Raw genomic sequence first — 22,514 nt, 5'->3', positions numbered from 1 at the left:
AGGTCGCTCGCAGAGCGATGAACAGTGATAAAAGGAAAATGGAGTAGCAGTATGAATATATGTATATTTGGTGCATCCAGCAATGACATTGATCAGGCATACATGGATGCGGTTTTTAATCTTGGAAAGAAGCTGGCAGAGAGAGGACACACATTAGTATTTGGTGCGGGTGCAAGAGGACTTATGGGGGCTGCCGCCAGAGGAGCAAGTGCCGGAAATGGTGAGATCGTTGGCGTTGCACCGACATTTTTTAATGTGGACGGCATCATATATGACAAATGTACAGAGCTGATCCGGACAGAGACGATGCGTGAGCGGAAACAGATCATGGAGGATCGGAGTGATGCATTTATCATGGTGCCGGGTGGAATCGGAACATTTGAGGAATTTTTTGAGGTGTTGACTTTAAAGCAGCTTGGACGGCATGGCAAGGCGATCATCGTCTATAACAAGGATGGATTCTTTGATTCTTTGTTTCAGATGATGGATGAATGTGTCGAGAAGGGTTTTATGAACCATGTAACAAACGAGATCTATCAGGTGATGACAGATACAGATGAGATCCTTTCTTATCTGGATGGCTATACACCGGAGGTCGGCAAGGTATTTAAATTTTAAACGATATGGGCGCAGGTGCAGGAGAAAAAATGGGAGATACGAATGAATATACAGTTCACGATCTGGTACGGGATGAGTTGTATAAAAATATGGATGTTGAATATGGAAAATTTACAGCGAGTCTGTCACCGGGAGCAGGAAATATCATCGGCGTTCGGATTCCGGTGTTGCGCAAAATGGCGAAAGAGATCGCGTCTGTAAACTGGAAGGAGTATCTGGATGGCGCAAGGGATGATACCTTTGAAGAAGTCATGCTACAGGGCATTGTGCTTGGCTATGCCAGAGGAAAGATCGACGACATTCTCACATACATGGGACGGTTCATACCAAAGATCGATGACTGGTCGATCTGCGATACCTGCTGTAATACGTTTAAGATTGCAAACCAGTATCAGCAGGAAGTGTGGGATTTCCTGATGCCATATCTGGACGAGCAGGGAGTAATCGATGGCAAGCCTGCTAACGAGAGAAATCGTGAGTTTGAACTGCGGTTTGTAGCAGTTATGATGTTGAATTATTATCTGAATGATGCCTATATTGATAAGGTGTTATATGCATACGATCATATGAAGAATGATGGCTATTATCTGAAAATGGGTGTTGCATGGGGACTTGCAGAAGCCTATGTAAAATGTCCGGAGCCGACGAAGGTATTTTTAAATAATAACCATCTGGATGATTTCACATTTAACAAAGCAATCCAGAAGATGCAGGAATCCTTCCGTATCACACCGGAGGAAAAAGCTGCACTCAAGGCAATGAAGCGGTAGAGTATAGGTCAAAATATTTGAGGAATGATTAGAAATCATATGCTCTACAGGAATTTGTCCAGCTCGGCTTCTACCTGTTTTCTTTTTTTGATCTTTGGATGATCGATGATCGTGCCGCCTGTGACAACCATTTCCAGATTGCGCAGAGCACGCAGATCTTCCAGAGGATTCTTTGCGGTAACGATCATATCCGTAATTTTTCCTTCCTGTACCAGAATACAGAGCCCTTCCTGTATCTGCATATCTTTTGTTCCGTTCAAGATTTTCCGTTTGTAAATGAGTAATTCACAATCATTCCCCATTTCCAAGAAATTGTTATTTTAACTATACAATAGCATGCGTGGGTTGGCAAGGTGCGGTTCTTATTTTGATCCCGACAGTTAATACAAAGGCAGAACCTTCCGAGATGTTTGAGTGGGAGCTGCGTGTTCAGGCATTTCAGAACAGTGTTATGCCTGCTATGTGTAATCGTGTCGGGGCAGAGGATGAGATGCACTTTTCCGGAGAATCGATCGTGGTTGATGCGCATGGAAATGTTCTTACAAAAGCTGATGATACAGAGCAGATCGTATATGTAGACGCAGATCTGTCAACCGTAAAAAAGATACGGGCATCAAAGCCATATACACAGCTCAGACGCAGGGAGTTTAGTACTGTTACGTGAAAATAGAACGCAAGTGCTTTGCGGAATAATAGGCGTATATACTGGTGGCAGCTCTTTATCGTTAATATATTAAGAATGGTCGGCAATCCTTCCGATGGTATCGGCAAGAATCTCGATCACCTGCTCGGTATCTTCTTCCTTATATTTTAAGAAAGTATGTACGCTTCCCTGAATCAGCAGAGAAATTGTGATATTTTTCTCCAGATTGTCTTTGAATTCCGGATGCGTGATAAAGATCAGTTCCTTAATGCGGGCTTCCAGTTTGTTGGTGAGCACACCACAGCTTCTGTCATCATCCGGGAAAAGAATGTTGAACAGATGTCCCTGTGTGATAAATGCGGTACAGAGCAGTCTGGCTGCGGCAGCCGGATCTGTGATGATAAGATCCGGATTTGGAATGTCTGCAACCAGTGACGTGATCGCATCATTTTCCAGATATTCCGATAGATCGTAGATATCTTTAAAATGAAGATAAAATGTCTGTTTGCTGATATTTGCTTTCTGGGTCAGCTCCCGGATCGTAATCTTTTCGAGCGGTTTTGCCGCACGTAATTCTATAAAAGCACTGAAAATGCTGTTCTTGGTTTTCTGTATTCTTAAATCCATTGCGATCTCCTGATTTACTATTTGTTGACTATGGTCAATAAATTGACGTTATTCAATTATTGGCTATGGTGTCAGCTTTTGTAATCTCATATAATAAACATGTCTATTTTAATCTATAAATTTACTATAGTCAATAAAGAAACAAAACAGATGATTCCTACACGGGCAGTTCGACCTTGCCAACATGTGGACGCTCTCGCTCGTTTCAGCCTGCAGCGGTACTAAGATGCCGCTTATGCGCCATCTAAGGACCGGCGGCTTCAAATGCCACTAGTTGGTAAGGTCAAACTGCCCGTGCAGGAATCATCTGTATAAATACAAAGGAGAAGAGTATGGACATTTACGAATTTTATTCCGGAAGAAGCTTTGATGCATATAGAGAACTAGGGGCGCATGTGAAGAAAGAGATCACAGGAAAGAAGACAGTTGTCAGTGGTGTGGAATTTGTTACATATGCACCGAATGCACTGGGGGTAAATGTGATCGGTGAATTCAACGACTGGAACGAGACGGTCATGGAACGCTGTTATGACGGCAGCTTTTTCAAGGTATTTGTGCCGGAAGCAAGACCGGGCATGATGTACAAATATAAGATCTATCACAGAGACGGCAGCAGCATGGAGCATTGTGATCCGTATGGCTTCGGCATGGAGCTGCGTCCGGCATTTGCATCCATTATCCGGGATATGGATACTTATCGTTTCCATGATGCCAAATGGATGAAGAACCGTAGTGTATGTCAGGGAAGTCCACTTAACATCTATGAAGTTCATCTGGGTTCCTGGCGCACAAAACCGGTCTTTGATGAACAGGGAAATCCGCTGACACCGGAGGAGATCGCAGAGAGCAACCGGGTAGAGGAGAGCTGGTATACCTATAAGGAGATCGCTCCGATGCTTGCGGAATATGTGAAAGAGCAGGGATATAATTATGTAGAGTTCATGCCGCTCTCCGAGCATCCGTCCGATCAGTCCTGGGGCTATCAGAATACCGGATTTTTCAGTCCGACATCCAGATATGGAACAGCAGATGACCTGAAGGAAATGATCGATATTCTGCATCAGCATAATATTGGCACAATTCTTGATTTTGTTCCGGTTCATTTCGCACTTGATGGCTATGGACTTGCCAGATATGATGGCACGGCATTGTATGAATATCCAAGCAACGATGTGGGATACAGTGAGTGGGGAAGCATGAACTTCATTCATTCCAAAGGAGAAGTGCGGAGCTTCTTACAGTCTGCGGCGAATTACTGGCTGTCAGAGTATCATTTTGACGGACTTCGTATGGATGCGATCAGCCGTATCATCTACTGGATGGGCGATGAGAGCCGTGGTGTAAATGACCGGGCGGTTGATTTTATCCGGAATATGAATCAGGGGTTAAAGGATCGTCATCCTTCGATCATCCTGTGTGCCGAAGACTCGACAGACTTTAAGGGTACAACGAAAGAAACAAAATATGGTGGACTGGGCTTTGATTACAAATGGGATATGGGCTGGATGAATGATACACTGAATTTCTTCCGTACACTTCCATTTGTCCGCGGCGAGCATTATCATGACCTGACATTCTCGATGATGTATAACTATAACGAACGGTATCTGCTTCCTTTGTCACACGATGAGGTTGTACATGGAAAGGCAACGATCATTCAGAAGATGGCGGGTATGTATGAAGAAAAGTTCCCACAGGCAAAGGCATTATATGCTTATATGTATGCGCATCCGGGCAAGAAGCTGAACTTTATGGGAAATGAGATCGGACAGTTCCGTGAATGGGATGAGAAGCGCGAGCAGGACTGGGATCTTTTGAAATATCCGAACCATGATTCCTTCCACCAGTACATGAAAGCACTGAATAAGATTTATATGAAAGAGCCGGCATTATCTGCATGGGATGATGATCCGAACGGATTTGCATGGATCCTTTGCGGTAAGGAAAATGATGTTGTCTATATCTTTCAGCGTGAAGTAAATGAAGATAAGGTGATCGTTGTATTAAACCTGTCGGGACTTGTATATAAAAATTATCACTTTAATTATGGAAATGGTGATACAATGAAGGTACTAATCAACAGTGACTGGAATAAATTTGGGGGAAGCACAAAAGATACAGAAAAGACGATCAAAGGTGTAAATGGAGATTTCGGATTTGACCTTCCGGCATTTTCCGGAATTTACCTGAAACCGGTCGATTAGACATTCGTGAACGACCATGTGTATGTCTGGATATTTTGATATTAGTAATCGGAAACTTTAGACAGAGATATGGTTTTGATCGTTGCAAATATACAGAACATTGTTTGAACACATAAAAAAGATCTGAATATATAGAACATGAGAAGGTGAATATGATGACGACAACAGAGAAGCTTGCAGGGCTGCGTGAGAAAATGAATGAAACAGGCGTAGATGCTTATGTGATCACAACGGATGACTTTCATGCGTCCGAATATGTTGGAGCATATTTCAGGGAAAGAGAATATATGTCCGGGTTTACAGGATCTGCCGGAATACTGGTTGTGCTCCCTGATACGGCGGCATTGTTTACAGATGGACGGTATTTCATTCAGGCGGAAGCACAGCTTGCAGGCAGTACGATCGAACTGATGAAGAGTGGACAGCCGGGCGTTCCAACGATCGAGGAATATTTGTACGACCATCTGGAACCGGAAAAGGTTGTAGGATTTGACGGAAGAACCGTCAGTCTGGATTTTGCTGACAGGATGCTTGGCAAACTGGGCGATAAAAAGGTTACTTTAAATGGTGACCTGGATCTGGTCGATGAACTCTGGGCGGACAGACCGGAGCTGTCACATGAGCCGGTATTTGAATTACCGTTTTCATACACAGGTGAAACCCGTGCGGATAAGCTTGCGCGTGTCAGAGCGTCAATAAGATCCGCAGGCGCGGATGTCCGGGTGATCTCTGCGCTGGACGAGATCGCGTGGCTTCTGAATCTGCGGGGCAATGATATAGACTGTAATCCGGTATTCCTGTCATATATGCTGATCGCAGATGAAGCCTGCCGTTTATATATCAATGATGCGATTTTAAACAATGAAATCATCCGCAAACTTGTCGTTGATGGAATTACGATTTATCCGTATAATGAAATCTATACGGATCTGAAGCGGTTGCCGGAGATTATTCATACGCATAAACAGGAAGAGCAGATGACGGTATTGCTGGATGGCTGCCAGACCAATTATAGATTAAGAAGTTGTATACCGGATGGTATATCAGTGTTCGATGAACCGTCTGCTGTTCAGTTGATGAAAGCACAGAAGAATTCAGTAGAGTGTGAAAATGAACGGAATGCGCATATTAAGGATGGAGTTGCTGTAACGAAATTTATCTACTGGCTCAAGCATCATATCGGAACAGAGACAATCACGGAGCTTTCGGCAGCAGAGAAGCTAGAGTCTTTTCGAAAAGAGCAAAAGGGGTATATCGAGCCGAGCTTTGAAACGATATCTGCATATGGTCCACATGGCGCGATCGTACATTATGAACCGACAGAGGAGACAAATGTCGAATTAAAACCGGAGAGCTTCTTATTAGTAGACAGTGGCGGTCATTACATGGAGGGAACGACTGATATCACCAGAACGATCACGCTCGGAACTCTGACAGAGGAAGAGAAATGGGCATATACACTGGTGCTGATCGGACATCTGAATCTGGCAGCAGCAAGATTTAAGCATGGAACGCGTGGTGAGAATCTCGATTATCTGGCGCGTGAACCACTGTGGCGGTATGGCCTGGATTTCAATCACGGCACCGGTCATGGAGTCGGATATCTGTTAAATGTACACGAAGGACCAAACAGGATACACTTCCGAATCATGGAAGAACGCAGACCGACAGCAGTATTCGAAGAAGGTATGATCACATCAGATGAACCGGGCTTATATATAGAAGGAAGGTTTGGTATCCGTCATGAGAATCTGGTTCTTTGTAAGAAAGTAGGGAAACCGACAGGCAAGCTTCCGGAGGTATTCTTGAAAGAAGCGGAAGCAAATGGAACATTTCTGGAATTTGAAACGCTGACCTGGGTTCCGTTTGACACCGAAGCTTTGATACCGGAACTGATGACAGATCGTGAGCTCCAACGATTGAATGAATATCACAAGAATGTGTATGAGAAGATTGCTCCACATCTGACGGAGGAAGAACGTATATGGTTGGAGCAGGCAACGAGTCCTGTATCGAAAAAATATTAATTAAATTAAAGATGAATCGAGTATTTATGGAAACTTTTAACATGACGCGGATTATATGGAAACTAGATTTCTTGCTGGGAAATGGTGAAAGCGTGCATGAAAGGATAATAGAAACATCTTAAAATATCATAATAAAATTTGATGAATTTCAAGGGGAGAAACATATGATCTATAAGTGTGAGGCATGCGGGGGTGTGCTGGTATATGATCCGGATCTCGGAAAAATGAAATGTACACAATGTGGTCAAACAAGTGAACGTAGATTTCGGATGACGTTAAAAGATGCTGATTCGGATACAGAGGAAAAAGAAGACGGAAAACGATCATTTGATGATCTGTGGTTTGGTCTTGATAAAGATCAGAAGTGGCATGGAGAGAAGGAAATCCAGATCAATCCTGACTGGGATGCAGATCTGTTGGCATTTGAGATGCGGAATAACAGACCGGAAGATATATCGGCTGCATCAAAACGGACGGAAGCAGAAGATATATCAGAAAAATCAGAGCAGCAGGCACAAGACACTGCTTATACAGGTGACCGGGGAGAGATGCAGGGAGAACGACTGATGTCGGTTCAGATATTCCGCTGTACTTCCTGCGGAGCACAGATTATGATCCATGGAAATGAGCGGGCAACTTTTTGTTCGTTCTGTGGACAGCCGACGGTTATATTTGACCGTGAATCGAAGGAAGTATGGCCGGATTATATCATTCCATTTTCCATAACGGAACAGCAGGCAGTGGATGCGATCAAAGAGAGATTTGGTACAGGCAGATATGTGCCAAGAGAGATCAAGCATCCGAAGATTGACAAGATCCGTGGAATCTATATTCCATATTGGCTGTATACAGCATATATGAGAAAAAAGGCCAATCTGCATTTAGTATCAAGTGATGAAGAGAAGAAAGAGCCGACAAATATCTTTAATGCCGGAGCAGACAGAGATCAATCCTTTTATTCGATGCTGCAGACAACGAAGAAGGTAGGTATGTATCCGGGATCATTTCAGAATCAGAAATATGAATCAGAGAAGAGAAGCTTTTCTGCGGGGATAAATCAAAGAACCGATATGTATGCAGATGCATATGGTAATTTTGACCGGGTTACATTTGATGCATCCAGAAAATTAGATGATCGGCTATCCGGTCGACTGGAACCATATTATATGACGGAAATGAAACCATTTGATCCATCTTACCTGTCGGGATTCTATGCAGATCGATATGATGTACCATCCAGAGAAGCGGCACCGGAGATTCATCAGAGAATCAGTGCTGCGATGGACAAAGCGATGATAGAAGATACAGGAACGACTTACATAGAGAGGAGCATTGAACAGTACAGCGTGGATAAAATTGAGTATGCACTCCTTCCTGCATGGTTCATGACCTTCTGGTATAAACATGAGCTTTATACGATTCTGGTAAATGGGCAGACCGGAAAGGTAGTTGGAAATATTCCGGTCAATAAGCGGAGCTTTATCTCGGATGCTGTGATACTTGGAGTGATATGCTGTACAATTGGGGTGATTTTATTTACCGAAGTGAATCAGGGAATTATAAGTGGTTATGGGTTCTTTTCTGAATTTGGCGGACATTTTGTTGTGTTGCCTTTTGTGCTGGCAGCAGGTTTTTTTACCAAAAATCTCCGTAAATATAGAAAGTATAAGCATGATAAAGAACGACTGACCTCCGATACAACGAAGGAATATGTAAAAGAAAGGCAGGATAAGACATGGATACGATAAATATTTTTTTGTCCGTATGGAAACTATTTTCTGTTATACAAGGGCTCGTCTGTGGCGGTCTGGTTGCAGCAGGCATACTGTTATCATGGATGCTTCGCTCCAATCTTCATGGTGAGACGGAGACAGAGAAGGAATTTGCCCAACAGCACAAAATCTCCTACTATCAGATCGACCAGGGCCACAAGATTTTATTCTTCTGATTAATAAGAGGGAAAATCCTGCATATTTGTGGGGGGAATATCTTGAATATCAGCTACAATGCCGCACTGGCTTCTTTGTTTGAAAGATACGCTTTTTTCTTATTCGATACATATACCTGATCTGCTCATGCTCCTGTGCAAACTCGCTCTTCGAGCTCAGACATGCACCCGCATTCGCCGGCAATATGTATCTCATAACAGAAAAAAGCCGGATATCTTATCAAACAAGGAAGCCAGTGCAGCATTGCAGCTGATATCCGAGAAATTTTGTATCTTACAAATATGCAGGATTTTCTGCGTATATTGGTAGAAGAATAAAACGTGGAATATAGGCAATTCCTGTATATGGGTGCGGCTGGTTGTAGAAACTAATATATGCCATTCGAATATATAAAAAATACAGCAAGAAGGACTGACAGGGTAATAATTGCAATATGACTACCCATATAGAAAAGATATTAAGTGTAGTTTCCGTGATGAGATACATATTGCCAGCGAATGCGGGTGCATGTCTGAGTCCGAAGGACGAGTTTGCACAGGAGCATGAGCGTATCAGGCATATGTATCGAGTAGGAAACGAAGCGAATCTTTTTATATGGATGGTCATGTTGCAATATAACCCTGTCAGTCCTTCTGCTGGCAAAGGTATTGCAGAATGGCAGGCGGTATATTATAATGAAGCGAGAATGTAGATAACAGGAGGAACCCGAAATGGACATTGTATGTTTGGATTTGGAAGGCGTATTAGTACCGGAGATTTGGATCGCATTTGCAGAGGCAAGCGGAATCCCGGAGTTAAAGAGAACAACAAGAGATGAGCCGGATTACGACAAATTAATGAACTGGCGTCTTGGTATATTAAAAGAACATGGACTTGGCTTAAAAGAGATTCAGGAAACGATCGCAAAGATCGATCCGATCCCAGGTGCAAAGGAATTCTTAGATGAGCTTCGTTCCATGACACAGGTTATCATTATCAGTGACACATTTACACAGTTTGCAAGCCCACTTATGAAGAAGCTTGGCTGGCCGACAATCTTCTGCAACTCATTAGAGGTAGCAGAAAATGGAGAGATCACAGGCTTTAAGATGCGTTGTGAGAAATCCAAATACACAACCGTAAAGGCACTTCAGTCTATCGGTTATGATACGATCGCAAGTGGTGACAGCCACAACGATCTTGGAATGATCCGTGCAAGCAAGGCCGGATTCCTCTTTAAGAGTACCGATCAGATCAAAGCAGATAATCCTGATCTTCCGGCTTATGAGACATATGATGAACTGCTCGCAGCCATCAAGAAAGTATTGGCTTAATTAAGTACATATAACAAGAAACCTGCATATACTGTAGCAAACAGAGTATGCAGGTTTTTTATGGCTATAAAAATAATGATCGATGCCGGACATGGTGGATTTGACAATGGGGCATCTTATAATGGAAGAACGGAGAAGAATGACAACCTGAATCTGGCTTTGGCACTCGGTGATGCGTTGTCGGAGCTTGGTTATGACGTGGAATTTACGAGAACGACAGATGTCTATGATTCACCGACAAGAAAAGCACAGATCGGAAATGAGAGCGGTTCGGATTATTTTATCTCCCTGCACCGGAATGCTGCACCGTATCCGAACAAATATAGCGGGGTGGAAACCTTGGTTTATAATACATCAGGGATTGCATATGAAATGGCAGAAAATGTGGATGCAGAGCTTGCAAAGATCGGATTTGAGAATCTGGGAGTTGAGGAACGGAAGAATCTGGCTGTTCTGCGCCGGACAACGATGCCGGCAATTCTGATCGAGACTGGATTTATTGACAGTGATAAGGATAATTATCTGTTTGATTACCGGTTTGAAGATATCGTGAATGCGATCGCACTCGGAATTGATGAAACACTTCGTGGATAGATGTGTGAAAAACGCACAAAAGAATTTACAGTTAACGAGAAAAATTGTATAATTATAAAGACTGTTTTAGAAAACGACAATCCGATTGGAGAAGGTTATCTGATTGGAAAATACGATAGAAAAGTGGGGTAGAAAACAATGAAAAATACGTTCAGTAATTCAGGCATGTTGAACTGGCTTGGCTTCTTTGCAAATAAGATGGATGTCAGCCCGGAGAAGATAAAGATGCTTAATATCTGCGGCAGACAGAAAAATGTCGTGCCAACGATTGATACACATAAGCGGGTTCTGATCTATACTGATGCCAGTCATGAAGATCTCTTCTATACATTATGGGAAGCGGGATTTGGCGAATATGATATCTGGATTGGCGAAGGAACAGAGCCGGGAAGTGAACTTACAAATGCAAAGCTCAAGAATGTTATTAATAAGAAGATATCCGAACCGACGGTTATATTTATCGTAAACGAGAAGACCAGAGAATCCGTACGGTACGGTATGAAGAATGATCTGTTTACAAAGGGATCGGTTCATTATGTATGCAATGAGATCCGCGCGGTTATCATGAGTATTCTCGGTGTAGATACTCATGACACGATTCTTGCTCTGATGGCAGAGAGTATCGTTATCGAAGCTGCGATCACAGCGAGCGAAGGTCAGATCATTGCAGTAGAGCCGGACAGCGGTTCCAGAAGATCTATGGAGGAAAATGTTGAGAAGTTTGGAGTTCATAACGTGCAGATCATTCCGGATATGAGCGAAGAATCCTTAAGTAAGATTCCGGTACCAAGACTTGCATTTATCGTTGCGAATCATTATCTGGAATCTGATATTGAACGCCTGCTTGCGATCAATCCGCAGATGCAGTTTGTTATCTACACATTAGATCTTGGTATCCTTGCAGAGACCAAGCTGATTTTTGACAAATTCGGTATTCAGAATATGGAAGCGTTACAGATCAACGTATCCAAAACAAATAAAGAAAATGTATTTGTTGCTCAGCCGGCACCATGGATCATTACAGGTGGGGCTGAATAGAACATAGATATTCAGAAATAAAGCCCCATTCTCCGGTAAGAGTTTTCTTCTGTTTTATAGACAACGTAAAAAACAGAAGAAAGCCTGAAAAGGATGGGGCTATTTTACTTTACAGAGTAGAATCAGTTATGATTTTTTTATAAAAAGTTTAGAAATATATTTTTTATTAATAAATTAATAAAAGGTGAAAAATAAAAAATGGTGTGCTATAATACGTTGTTGTTTAAAGGACAACTGGAAGCACATGGAAGAATGCAGGAGGAAATTCAAATGAAAGCCATTTTTTTCGACATTGACGGTGTGTTAAATTCAAACAAATTCATCTGTAACAATCCGGGTGAAACCGTTGACAGAAAAAATGTAAAAAACCTTGCAGATGTTGTAAAGGCAACAGATGCGAAGCTGGTAGCGATCTTTAACTGGCGGAAAGAGGTTATGAAAGATCCGGTATGTGACGAGAGAGCACAGGAGCTGATCCTGAAGCTTAAGGAGGAAGGTCTCGTTATATCCGATGTAACTCCGCCGCAGGAACATATATCCGGCAAGTATGAGGATTATGGACGGTGCTTTGAGGTTAAGGACTATGTAGACCAACACGATGTGGACAGGCTGGTGATCTTAGATGACATGGATTCAGACTGGGACAGAGTTGGACTTGCTGATTACTGGATCAATACGGAGAATACGGTAAAAGGATTTTCCGAGAGTGATGCAAGAGAAGTAATAAATATCCTTAACAGTTAGTATGCCCTTTGAAAAAATTACATGAGAGGAAGTGAAGACCTACGGGTGACCTTGCAGAAAAGTTAACAGAGGAGCTGAATTGCGAGACTCTCTTTACCATTCCAATTTTTGGTGGAATCCCGATCTCGGAATCAATCGTGGTAACATGGATCATTATGGCGGTACTTGTTCTGTTGTCCGTTATACTTGTCCGGAATCTGAAAGTTGAGAATCCGGGAAAGAAACAGCTTGCTCTGGAGTCGATCATTACGACATTTAATAATCTGTTTAGTGACGTTATGGGAGAAAAAGGTAAGGCATATATACCGTATCTGATCACTGTCATTTTGTATATCGGAATGGCAAATATCGCAGGTATATTTGGATTTAAACCACCAACCAAGGATCTGAACGTAACAGCAGCACTGGCGATCATGAGTATAGTCATGGTTCAGGTTGTCTGTATCAGAAGCAGGGGACCGAAAGGCTGGCTTAAGAGCTTTGCAGAGCCGGTAGCAATAGTAGCACCTATAAATGTAATGGAGATTGTAATAAAACCATTGTCGTTATGTATGCGATTGTTCGGCAATGTTTTAGGTGCATTTGTTGTAATGAAATTAATTGAGGCGGTAGCGCCTGTCATTGTGCCTATTCCGTTAAGCCTTTATTTTGATATCTTTGATGGCTTACTTCAGGCATTTGTATTCACATTCTTAACTGCACTCTACATGCAGGAAGGATTGGGAGAAGACTAAGATTAAAATAAGGAAAATGAAAAGGAGATAATAATTATGAATACAGTAATCGCAATTGGAGCTGCTATAGCAGTATTAACAGGTATTGGAGCAGGTATCGGACTTGGAATCGCAACATCAAAGGCAGTAGAAGCAGTAGCAAGACAGCCGGAAGCAGACAGTAAGATCACAAAGCTTCTGATCATCGGTGGAGCACTTGCAGAGGCAACAGCCGTTTACGGTCTGGTAATTGGTCTTTTGATCATTCTTCTTCTGAAATAATATTTATAAGAATATGATGATTGCGACACTATATCATAATAGATATTAAGGAATCGTAATTGTCGGATAACGAAAACAGACAGAAAGGCAGGAGGTCATTAAATGATAAATTTAAGTGTCTCGTCCATAGCCATAACCATAATTAATATTATAGTTTTGTTTCTTCTGTTAAAGAAATTCCTGATCGGTCCGATCAATAAGATCATGGCAGAACGTGAAGAGATGATCAAATCCTCGATCGCGAATGCCAATCAGACGAAGGATGATGCCATGAAACTGAAGCAGCAATATGAAGATACTCTCGCAGGTGTTCAGGATGAATGTGATACCATGCGGGATAAATCCAGACAGGCTGCACAGAATGAATATAACAGGATTGTGGCAGATGCAGGCGAGAAATCAAACCGTATGATCAAGGATGCGGAAAAAACTATAGAAGTACAGCGTGAAAAGGCTTTGAGCGATATGGAATCTCAGGTTGCAGAGCTTGCAATGTCGGCAGCGGCTAAGATTCTGGGTGAAGACTCAAATGACGCGAAAAATCAGTCACTATATGATGAGTTTATAGAAAAAGCAGGTGAGGCCCATGACACAGAAAGCAATTAATTATGCTGAAGTTTTGTGCGAGCTGAATATTGATGCGGCTGAGCTTTCAGACATGGAAGCAGTTGTCAGGGAGAATCCTGAATTACAGGAGGCACTTACGTGTCCGGTTGTCAGCAGAGAAAAGAAATCAGAAATCATCGATAAGATATTCGACGGTTCAAAGACTACGGTAAAATTCTTAAAGGTACTTTGCAACAATTCTGATTTTGATCAGTTCTTTGAGATATGCAGAGAATACAGAGTTCTTATAAAGAAGAAGGCGGATGTCCTTCTTGCAACCCTTTATTATGTGACACCTCCAACGGAGGCACAGAAGAAGGGGATTGAAGATTTTCTGAAAAAGAAATATAAGACCTCAGATGTGGAACTGACATTGGAGAAGAACGACAGTCTGATTGGAGGCTTTATTATTAAGGTCGGAAATAAGGAATATGACTGGAGTCTGGCAGGCAGATGTAAGCGGCTTACACAAAGATTGGTTACGAGGTGATAAGATTTGAGTTCAATAAGTTCAGGAGATATTATCTCCATACTGAAAAGTGAGATAGAGAATTTTGACTTCGACACCCGGGACAAAGAAGTAGGAACTGTCATCTGGGTAGGAGATGGAATAGTAACGATATATGGTATTGATAATGCCATGTATGGTGAGATTGTAGTATTTGAAAATGGTATCAAGGGTATGGTACAGGATATCAGAAGAACCGAGATCGGATGTATCCTGTTCGGAAAAGATACCGGAATAAAAGAAGGTACAAAGGTTACCAGAACAGGTAAGAGAGCCGGCGTACCGGTAGGTGAAGAATTCCTTGGAAGAATCATCAATGCATTGGGTGCACCAATTGATGGTAAGGGAGCGATCAAAGAGGCAGATTACATGCCGGTTGAGCAGGAAGCACCAAGTATCGCAGACAGACAGTCGGTCAATGAACCACTTCAGACCGGTATCCTGTCAATCGATTCCATGTTCCCGATCGGTAAAGGACAGCGTGAGCTGATCATCGGTGATCGTCAGACCGGTAAGACTTCGATCGCACTTGATACGATCATCAACCAGCGTGGAAAGGATGTTGTCTGCATCTATGTAGCGATCGGTCAGAAGGCATCCACCGTTGCAAAGATTGTTTCCACACTTGAGAAAAACGATGCAATGGACTATACGATCATTGTAGCATCAACAGCCAGTGATCCTGCACCGCTTCAGTATATAGCACCATATGCAGGAACATCGATGGCAGAATATTTTATGCATAAGGGAAAAGACGTGCTCATCGTATACGATGATCTGTCAAAGCATGCAGTAGCATACAGAACACTGTCCCTGTTACTTGGACGTTCCCCTGGACGTGAGGCATATCCCGGTGATGTATTCTATCTGCATTCCAGACTGCTTGAGCGTTCCAGTAAGTTAAAGGATTCATTAGGCGGTGGTTCGATCACAGCCCTTCCTATTATAGAGACACAGGCAGGTGATGTATCTGCATACATCCCTACAAATGTTATCTCCATCACGGATGGTCAGATCTTCCTTGAGAGTGATCTGTTTTTCTCCGGTATGCGTCCTGCGGTAAATGTAGGATTGTCTGTATCCCGTGTCGGTGGTGCAGCGCAGACCAAGGCTATGAAGAAAGCAACCGGTACCGTTCGTATCGATCTTGCACAGTTCCGTGAGATGGAAGTATTTACCCAGTTCAGTTCCGATCTGGATGAGAATACAAAGGAGCAGCTTACTTATGGTAAGGGACTGATGGAGTTGTTAAAACAGCCGTTATGTCATCCGCTTAGTATGGCAGAGCAGGTTATTACACTGGTTGCAGCAACAAATAAGCTGTTCTTAAATGTAGATATCAAGAAAGTAAAGCAGACACAGATGGATATGCTTGCATATTTCAAGGATGCAGAACCGGATGTTATCAAAGAGATTGAAGAAGGAAAGGTTCTTACAGATGATCTGAAAGAACATATTCTTGAAGCAGGAAAAGAGTTTATGAAGAGGGTGGAGTAATTGGCAAGTACCAAAGAAATCCAAAACAGAATAAAAAGCATTAAGGATACAATGAAGATCACAAATGCCATGTACATGATCTCTTCTTCCAAACTGAAAAAAGCGAAGAAGGATCTGGAGAATACGGAACCGTATTTCTATACTTTACAGGTTTCTCTGGCACGACTGTTACGACATCTTCCTGATATGGATCATCTTTATTTCGAAAATGAAGACGATGAAAAGAAGGAAAATCCGAAAAGAGGTTATATTGTGGTTACAGCCGATAAGGGCATGGCAGGTGCATATAACCATAATATCATTAAGATCGCAGAAGAAGAACTGGCAAATCACCCGGACAGCGAATTATATGTTGTCGGACAGGTGGGAAGACATTATTTTGCAAGGAAGAATGTGCCGGTTGATATTCATTTCCAGTATACAGCACAGAACCCAAGTCTTCACAGAGCAAGGGTTATTGCGGATAAGATGCTGGAAAACTATGAAAGCGGTAAGATCGATGAAGTCTATATCATTTATACGAAGATGATAAATAGTGTAACGGCAGAGCCGGAGATGATCCAGCTTCTTCCGTTCAGAAAGATAGATTTCAAGATCTCACAGGCGGATGTCTATCATGAGGAGATCATCATTGAACCTTCTCCGAGAGCGGTCATGGATCGAATTGTTCCGAATTATATTACAGGTTTCATATATGGAGCACTGGTTGAATCCTTCTGTAGTGAACAGAATTCCCGAATGATGGCAATGGATTCTGCAACCAGAAGTGCGAAAGATATGTTAGCTGATCTCAGTATTAAATACAACAGAGCCAGACAGGCTGCGATCACGCAGGAGATTACCGAGGTAGTTGGTGGTGCGAAGGCTCTGCAGAATAAGAAATAGGAGGTCTGATGTTTTGAAAAACGGTAAAATAGTACAGGTCATGGGACCTGTTGTAGACGTAGAATTTCCGGATAATGATTTACCAAACATCAAGGATGCTCTGGAAGTTGATAATCATGGAAAGAAATGCATAATGGAAGCTGCACAGCACATCGGAAATAATACCGTCAGATGCATCATGCTGGCAGCAAGCGAGGGCTTATCCAGAGATATGGAGGTTGTTCCGACAGGATCAGGAATCAAGGTTCCGGTTGGTACAGATACCCTTGGCAGATTATTTAATGTAACCGGTGACACTCTGGACGGTGGACCGAATCTGGCAGATACAGAGCACTGGGTCATCCACAGAGATCCTCCGTCATTTGAGGATCAGAGCCCTGTTGTTGAGATTCTCGAAACAGGTATCAAGGTTATCGATCTTCTTGCCCCATATGCCAAAGGTGGTAAGATTGGTCTGTTCGGTGGTGCCGGTGTAGGTAAGACCGTTCTGATCCAGGAGCTGATCCAGAATGTAGCAACAGAGCATGGCGGATATTCTATCTTCACTGGTGTCGGTGAGCGTTCCAGAGAGGGTAATGACCTTTGGACAGAGATGAAAGAGTCAGGGGTATTGTCCAAGACAGCCTTAGTGTTTGGACAGATGAACGAGCCACCTGGAGCAAGAATGCGTGTTGCGGAAACAGGACTTACGATGGCAGAATATTTCCGTGACGTAAATCATCAGGATGTGTTATTATTTATAGATAATATCTTCCGTTTTGTACAGGCGGGATCAGAGGTTTCTTCCCTGCTTGGACGTATGCCATCCGCAGTTGGTTATCAGCCAACTCTGGCAAATGAGCTTGGTGAATTGCAGGAGCGAATCGCTTCTACAAAATCAGGATCCGTTACTTCCGTACAGGCAGTTTATGTGCCTGCCGATGACTTGACAGATCCGGCTCCGGCAACTACATTTGCACATCTGGATGCGACAACCGTTCTTTCCAGAAAGATCGTAGAACAGGGTATCTATCCTGCTGTTGATCCTCTGGAATCCAATTCCCGTATTCTGGAGGTGGACGTTGTCGGCGAAGAACATTATAATGTAGCCAGAGGCGTTCAGGAGATTCTTCAGAAATACAGAGAATTACAGGATATCATCGCAATTCTTGGTATGGAAGAATTATCAGAGGAAGATAAGATTACGGTTACAAGAGCACGTAAGGTGCAGAAGTTCTTATCACAGCCATTCCATGTAGCAGAGAACTTTACAGGTGTTCCGGGAAAATATGTACCTCTTAAAGAAACAGTAAAGGGCTTTAAGGCTATCTTAGACGGTGAGATGGATGAATATCCTGAGTGGGCATTCTTTAACGTAGGCGGAATCGAAGAAGTCAAAGAAAAAGCCGCAAAGGGACAGTAGGATAAAGGAGGCAGACAGACATGAATACATTTTACCTGAGAGTCATATCAAGTAATAAAGTATTTTTTGATGATAAGGTTACGAAGTTTGTATTGCCTTTGGAAGATGGTGAGATGGCAGTCCTTCCTCACCATGAGAATATGATCATTGCAACCAGTATCGGGGAGATCCGAATTGATACACCGGATGGAAAGAAGATCCTTGGTGTTGTCGGGGAAGGATTTGCCCAGATCGTAAATAACCGTGTAACGATGCTGGTGGATTCTGCAGAGCGTCCGGAGGATATCGACAGAGTCCGTGCTGAACAGGCACTTGAACGTGCGAAAGAGCGTTTGAGGCAGAAGGAAAGTCTGAAAGAGTACAAACAGACAGAAGCATCTCTTTCCAGAGCGTTAATGCGATTAAAGGTAACGGGTAGAGATTTATAAATGGCCGGATCCGGTGCGGATCGCACCGGATCAAAAAAACAGTTGTTGGATATTGCAGTACTTTTGGACAGAGAGTTGTAAATTCAGGGGATTTAGGTAGATGGTTAGATTTTTTATAGTGATCATTTCCTGTTTTTTTCTGATTTTGTATTATGTTCCGAAGATGTCATATTATGCCAGACATGGTGAGAAATATGATGAGGAGACATGCTACAGAATGGCACAGGTTATGATCGAGCATGTAAAGAAAAGAGGGCGTATCGAGACGGTTGCATCCGGCATGGAGAATCTGCCGACAGAAGGCGGATATATCATGTTTGCAAATCATCAGGGCAAGTACGATGCACTTGGTGTTATAAGCGTACATGAAAAGCCATGCACATATGTAATGGATGCGAAGCGATCACATTTGTTTATCGTCACGCAGTTGTGTGAGCTGTTAAAGGCAAAGCGTCTGGATAAAACCGATCTCAGGCAGCAGGTTCAGGTAATTAATGACGTTGCGACAGAGGTCAAAGCGGGAAGACGATATATTCTTTTCCCGGAAGGCGGATATGACCATAACCATAATTCTCTGAGAGGTTTCCTGCCGGGAAGCTTCAAGATCGCACAGAAGGCAAAATGCCCGATCGTGCCGGTTGTATTATATGATTCATTTAAACCATTCGAAGGAAAATCTTTCCGAAAGGTTATTACACAGCTTCATTTTCTGCCACCGATCCCATATGAGACATTTGCAGATATGAAGACCTATGAGATAAGAGATATGGTAGTTTCACTGATCCAGAACCAGCTCGACAAGATGGAGAGCCTGAATGACTGGTAGGAGATTGCCGAAGAAAAGAGAGATAGCAGTTATGTTATCTCTTTTTTTCGTGGAAATCCAGACAGAGCAGAAATGTTGTATCTGAATTTGGGGGTTGGAGCATATACAAGTGTGACATTTCTTTAGCAAAAATTTTAGAAATATATTGTCTGTTGAGATTTTAGATGGTAGAATAAATTTTGTCGATAATGAATATATTGTGTTATCGATGGGCTATCTGGCAGATGAGGCTGTCAGATGAAATTTAGTCTGAATTATAAAGGAGAGTAACATGGACGAGAATATGAATGGAAATCAGCAAAATGGCATGAATGCCGGACAGCCGGATGGAGCAGCTCAGAATATGAATCCAAATCAGCAGGCATACGGCGGACAGCAGTATTATGATCCAAACCAGCAGGCATATGGCGGACAGCAGTATTATGATCCGAACCAGCAGGCATACGGCGGACAGCAGTATTATGATCCGAATCAGCAGGCATATGGCGGACAGCAGTATTATGATCCGAACCAGCAGGCATACGGCGGACAGCAGTATTATGATCCAAACCAGCAGGCATATGGTGGACAGTATGGACAGCAGCCACAGGGTAATAAGCCGGCAGGCAGCGGATTTGATAAGGTAAAGAATGCGATTGTGAATAATAAGAAGATCGTTATTATTGCGGCGGCAGCAGTTGTTGCATTGATTCTGATCTTTAACATTATCGGTGGAATTGCCAGCCACGGCAAACAGAGCCCAAAGGCAGTTATTAAGGCTTATGTAAATGCAGTAGAAAAGCAGAGCGGTAAGAAGATGTATAAGCTGATCGATAAGAAGATCATTAAATATATTAAGGATGAAAATGATATCGACAAAGAAGATATGATCGAACAGTTAGACGACGTTATGGAATATTCAGGCGAGGCTCTGGAGAATCAGGTTGGTAAAGTAAAGAGTATCAAGGTTAAGTTCAAGAAGGTTAAGAAGTTAAAGGGCAGCAAGCTGGAAGATAAGAAGGAAGACTATGAAGATGAATACGATATCAAGGTCAGTCAGGTTGCACGTGTAGAAGCTACCATTAAGGTAAAAGGCAAAGATGATGATGTCGAAGAAGATATCACAATGTATGTATATAAGCGAGCTGGAAAGTGGTATCTGGATTTTAGTTCCATATACTAGGATGAACGTTTATAAAAGTATCAATTCGTAAATACATATAAGATGGCACCGGTCGGAAAGAGTCTGACCGGTGTCATTTTGTTTGCATATTACTTAATGAAAACAAGTCATATATGAAAATAATGGAGAAAAATACGATTTTTGCAGAAAAAACTGAATAAAATAAAGAAAATTCAATAAAATAGTTGATATTTAAAACGAAATAGACAAGAATTTTCAATTATAGGCTTGCCTTTTTTGAAAAATGTTTTAAAATAGCTAATAGGAATTTTACAGGACATAACTGATTTAACCGGAATAGAATAAGTGAAAGGCACAGGTATGTAGAATGAAGAAATACAAAGATATGAGTAAAGATGAATTATTGACTTTAAAAGCCGCTCTTTTGGAGGAGTATAAGGAAGAACAGGCAAAAGGTCTGAGTCTGAACATGGCAAGAGGTAAGCCTGGATTCTCACAGCTTGCATTGTCGATGGGAATGTTGGATGAGATCAATAGTTCTTCGGATATGAGAACTTTGTTAGGAAACGATACCAGAAACTATGGTGATCTGGATGGTATCGGTGAGTGCCGTCAGCTTATGGCAGATATGATGGAAGTTAAGAAAGAGAATATCATCGTATATGGTAACTCCAGCTTAAATGTAATGTATGATACAGTATCCCGTTCCATGACACATGGTGTAAATGGTTCTACTCCATGGTGTAAGCTGGACAAGGTGAAGTTCCTTTGTCCTGTACCGGGATATGACAGACATTTCAAGATCACAGAATTCTTCGGAATTGAAATGATCAATATTCCTTTATTAGAGGATGGTCCGGACATGGATCTTGTAGAGAAATATGTAAATAACGATCCTGCAGTAAAGGGAATCTGGTGTGTACCAAAGTATTCAAATCCAACAGGAATCGTTTATTCAGATGAAGTAGTAAGACGTTTTGCAGCATTAAAGCCTGCAGCAGAAGACTTCAGAATCTACTGGGATAACGCATACTGCATCCATCATTTATATAAGGACAAGCAGGCAAAGATTTTAAATATCATAGATGAATGTGAGAAAGCCGGAAATCCGGATATGGTATACATGTTTGGCTCTACTTCCAAGATTACATTCCCTGGCTCCGGTGTAGCAGCACTTGCAACATCTCCGAGAAATGTTGAATTTATCAAGAAGCAGCTTACTGTTCAGACAATCGGACATGATAAGATCAACCAGCTTCGTCATACAAGATTCTTTAAGAATATCGATGGCATAAAGGCTCATATGGAGAAGCATGCAGATATCTTAAGACCAAAGTTTGAAGCAGTTCTGAATGAATTCGATAAGGAGCTTGCAGGACTTGAGATCGGTTCATGGATTAGACCGGTTGGTGGATATTTCATTTCATTTGATGCATTAGAGGGCTGTGCAAAGAAGATCGTAGCAATGTGTAAGGATGCAGGAGTTGTTCTGACAGGCGCAGGTGCAACATATCCATACGGTAAAGATCCAAAAGACAGCAATATCCGTATCGCACCATCCTTCCCATCTGTTGAGGAGATGGAAGCAGCTTCAAAGATCTTTGTTCTTTGTGTAAAGTTAGTCAGCATCGACAAATATCTGGGTGAAGAATAAGTAATAAATAATCGAATAGAGAACATATAAAAGCAACATCAATGTGTTAAAAATAAGATTATC

General features: G+C 42.2%; 24 protein-coding genes and 1 pseudogene. 23 read left to right on the top strand and 2 right to left on the bottom strand.

The features are described 5' to 3' along the window. Window positions 1-51: 51 nt before the first annotated feature. Together CLOL250_RS02835 and CLOL250_RS02830 are read left to right on the top strand one after the other, a co-directional pair. On the top strand, window positions 52-618 hold the full coding sequence (locus tag CLOL250_RS02835) for an LOG family protein (RefSeq protein WP_008400529.1): 567 nt from the start codon (window positions 52-54) through the stop codon (window positions 616-618). 29 nt (window positions 619-647) lie between these two features. Next, window positions 648-1,388, top strand: coding sequence for a DNA alkylation repair protein (locus tag CLOL250_RS02830; RefSeq protein ID WP_021944452.1), 741 nt, complete (start codon window positions 648-650; stop codon window positions 1,386-1,388). Window positions 1,389-1,432: 44 nt separating this feature from the next. On the opposite strand, the gene CLOL250_RS02825 is transcribed toward CLOL250_RS02830, so the two are convergent. Beyond that, complete coding sequence (locus CLOL250_RS02825) at window positions 1,433-1,630, bottom strand: hypothetical protein (RefSeq protein WP_274922226.1); 198 nt, start codon at window positions 1,628-1,630, stop codon at window positions 1,433-1,435. A gap of 98 nt (window positions 1,631-1,728) precedes the next feature. Here CLOL250_RS02825 and CLOL250_RS02820 point away from each other — a divergent pair, with 98 nt between their 5' ends. Continuing rightward, on the top strand, window positions 1,729-2,052 hold the full coding sequence (locus tag CLOL250_RS02820) for a carbon-nitrogen hydrolase family protein (protein WP_008400526.1): 324 nt from the start codon (window positions 1,729-1,731) through the stop codon (window positions 2,050-2,052). Window positions 2,053-2,121: 69 nt separating this feature from the next. On the opposite strand, the gene CLOL250_RS02815 is transcribed toward CLOL250_RS02820, so the two are convergent. Further along, entirely contained in the window at window positions 2,122-2,658 is a 537-nt protein-coding gene (locus CLOL250_RS02815; protein WP_008400525.1) for a TetR/AcrR family transcriptional regulator, read from the bottom strand. Between the two features lie 332 nt (window positions 2,659-2,990). Between CLOL250_RS02815 and glgB the strand changes: the two genes are divergently transcribed. The 20 genes and pseudogenes from glgB (at window position 2,991) to CLOL250_RS02715 (ending at window position 22,451) form a co-directional block, all read left to right on the top strand. Further along, window positions 2,991-4,862 carry a 1,4-alpha-glucan branching protein GlgB gene (glgB, locus tag CLOL250_RS02810; RefSeq protein WP_008400524.1) on the top strand — a complete coding sequence of 624 codons (1,872 nt, stop codon included), beginning with the start codon at window positions 2,991-2,993 and terminating at the stop codon, window positions 4,860-4,862. Between the two features lie 152 nt (window positions 4,863-5,014). After that, window positions 5,015-6,889, top strand: coding sequence for an aminopeptidase P family protein (locus tag CLOL250_RS02805; RefSeq protein ID WP_008400523.1), 1,875 nt, complete (start codon window positions 5,015-5,017; stop codon window positions 6,887-6,889). A 164-nt stretch (window positions 6,890-7,053) separates the two neighbouring features. Continuing rightward, entirely contained in the window at window positions 7,054-8,637 is a 1,584-nt protein-coding gene (locus CLOL250_RS02800; RefSeq protein ID WP_008400522.1) for a zinc ribbon domain-containing protein, read from the top strand. Next, window positions 8,625-8,837 (top strand): hypothetical protein, encoded by a 213-nt coding sequence (locus CLOL250_RS02795; RefSeq protein ID WP_008400521.1) that lies wholly within the window; start codon window positions 8,625-8,627, stop codon window positions 8,835-8,837. The genes CLOL250_RS02800 and CLOL250_RS02795 overlap by 13 nt, the downstream gene beginning before the upstream one ends. Window positions 8,838-9,325: 488 nt before the next feature. Next, on the top strand, window positions 9,326-9,529 hold the full coding sequence (locus CLOL250_RS02790) for a hypothetical protein (protein WP_044944685.1): 204 nt from the start codon (window positions 9,326-9,328) through the stop codon (window positions 9,527-9,529). A 19-nt stretch (window positions 9,530-9,548) separates the two neighbouring features. Further along, window positions 9,549-10,151, top strand: a complete 603-nt coding sequence (gene thrH, locus CLOL250_RS02785) for a bifunctional phosphoserine phosphatase/homoserine phosphotransferase ThrH (RefSeq protein ID WP_008400517.1) — start codon at window positions 9,549-9,551, stop codon at window positions 10,149-10,151. Window positions 10,152-10,211: 60 nt separating this feature from the next. Next, window positions 10,212-10,745: an N-acetylmuramoyl-L-alanine amidase family protein gene (locus tag CLOL250_RS02780; RefSeq protein ID WP_008400516.1), complete on the top strand. Its 534-nt coding sequence runs from the start codon at window positions 10,212-10,214 to the stop codon at window positions 10,743-10,745. A 138-nt stretch (window positions 10,746-10,883) separates the two neighbouring features. Beyond that, window positions 10,884-11,783, top strand: coding sequence for a hypothetical protein (locus CLOL250_RS02775; RefSeq protein ID WP_008400514.1), 900 nt, complete (start codon window positions 10,884-10,886; stop codon window positions 11,781-11,783). Between the two features lie 270 nt (window positions 11,784-12,053). Continuing rightward, window positions 12,054-12,527, top strand: coding sequence for an HAD domain-containing protein (locus tag CLOL250_RS02770; protein WP_044944682.1), 474 nt, complete (start codon window positions 12,054-12,056; stop codon window positions 12,525-12,527). Window positions 12,528-12,571: 44 nt separating this feature from the next. Next, a pseudogene (locus CLOL250_RS02765) lies at window positions 12,572-13,261 on the top strand (F0F1 ATP synthase subunit A); the annotation flags it as partial. Between the two features lie 36 nt (window positions 13,262-13,297). Beyond that, window positions 13,298-13,522, top strand: a complete 225-nt coding sequence (atpE, locus tag CLOL250_RS02760) for an ATP synthase F0 subunit C (protein WP_008400511.1) — start codon at window positions 13,298-13,300, stop codon at window positions 13,520-13,522. A 102-nt stretch (window positions 13,523-13,624) separates the two neighbouring features. Continuing rightward, entirely contained in the window at window positions 13,625-14,128 is a 504-nt protein-coding gene (gene atpF / locus CLOL250_RS02755) for a F0F1 ATP synthase subunit B (RefSeq protein ID WP_008400510.1), read from the top strand. Then, complete coding sequence (atpH, locus tag CLOL250_RS02750) at window positions 14,109-14,618, top strand: ATP synthase F1 subunit delta (protein WP_008400509.1); 510 nt, start codon at window positions 14,109-14,111, stop codon at window positions 14,616-14,618. The genes atpF and atpH overlap by 20 nt, the downstream gene beginning before the upstream one ends. A 6-nt stretch (window positions 14,619-14,624) precedes the next feature. Next, window positions 14,625-16,133, top strand: a complete 1,509-nt coding sequence (gene atpA, locus CLOL250_RS02745) for a F0F1 ATP synthase subunit alpha (protein WP_008400508.1) — start codon at window positions 14,625-14,627, stop codon at window positions 16,131-16,133. Beyond that, entirely contained in the window at window positions 16,134-17,018 is an 885-nt protein-coding gene (gene atpG / locus CLOL250_RS02740) for an ATP synthase F1 subunit gamma (RefSeq protein WP_008400507.1), read from the top strand. Between the two features lie 13 nt (window positions 17,019-17,031). After that, window positions 17,032-18,420 (top strand): F0F1 ATP synthase subunit beta, encoded by a 1,389-nt coding sequence (gene atpD, locus CLOL250_RS02735; protein WP_044944676.1) that lies wholly within the window; start codon window positions 17,032-17,034, stop codon window positions 18,418-18,420. 20 nt (window positions 18,421-18,440) lie between these two features. Continuing rightward, window positions 18,441-18,848, top strand: a complete 408-nt coding sequence (atpC, locus tag CLOL250_RS02730; protein WP_008400505.1) for an ATP synthase F1 subunit epsilon — start codon at window positions 18,441-18,443, stop codon at window positions 18,846-18,848. A gap of 100 nt (window positions 18,849-18,948) precedes the next feature. Next, window positions 18,949-19,674 carry a lysophospholipid acyltransferase family protein gene (locus CLOL250_RS02725; RefSeq protein ID WP_008400504.1) on the top strand — a complete coding sequence of 242 codons (726 nt, stop codon included), beginning with the start codon at window positions 18,949-18,951 and terminating at the stop codon, window positions 19,672-19,674. 271 nt (window positions 19,675-19,945) lie between these two features. Continuing rightward, the gene (locus CLOL250_RS02720; protein WP_008400503.1) at window positions 19,946-20,836 is read left to right on the top strand and encodes a hypothetical protein; all 891 of its coding nucleotides are present in this window, start codon (window positions 19,946-19,948) and stop codon (window positions 20,834-20,836) included. A 328-nt stretch (window positions 20,837-21,164) separates the two neighbouring features. Continuing rightward, on the top strand, window positions 21,165-22,451 hold the full coding sequence (locus CLOL250_RS02715) for an aminotransferase class I/II-fold pyridoxal phosphate-dependent enzyme (protein ID WP_008400501.1): 1,287 nt from the start codon (window positions 21,165-21,167) through the stop codon (window positions 22,449-22,451). The last annotated feature ends 63 nt before the right edge of the window (window positions 22,452-22,514 follow it).

The sequence above is a fragment of the Clostridium sp. L2-50 genome, assembly GCF_000154245.1.
Classification (GTDB): Bacteria; Bacillota; Clostridia; order Lachnospirales; family Lachnospiraceae; genus Coprococcus.
This window is presented reverse-complemented; position numbering and strand designations above follow the sequence as displayed.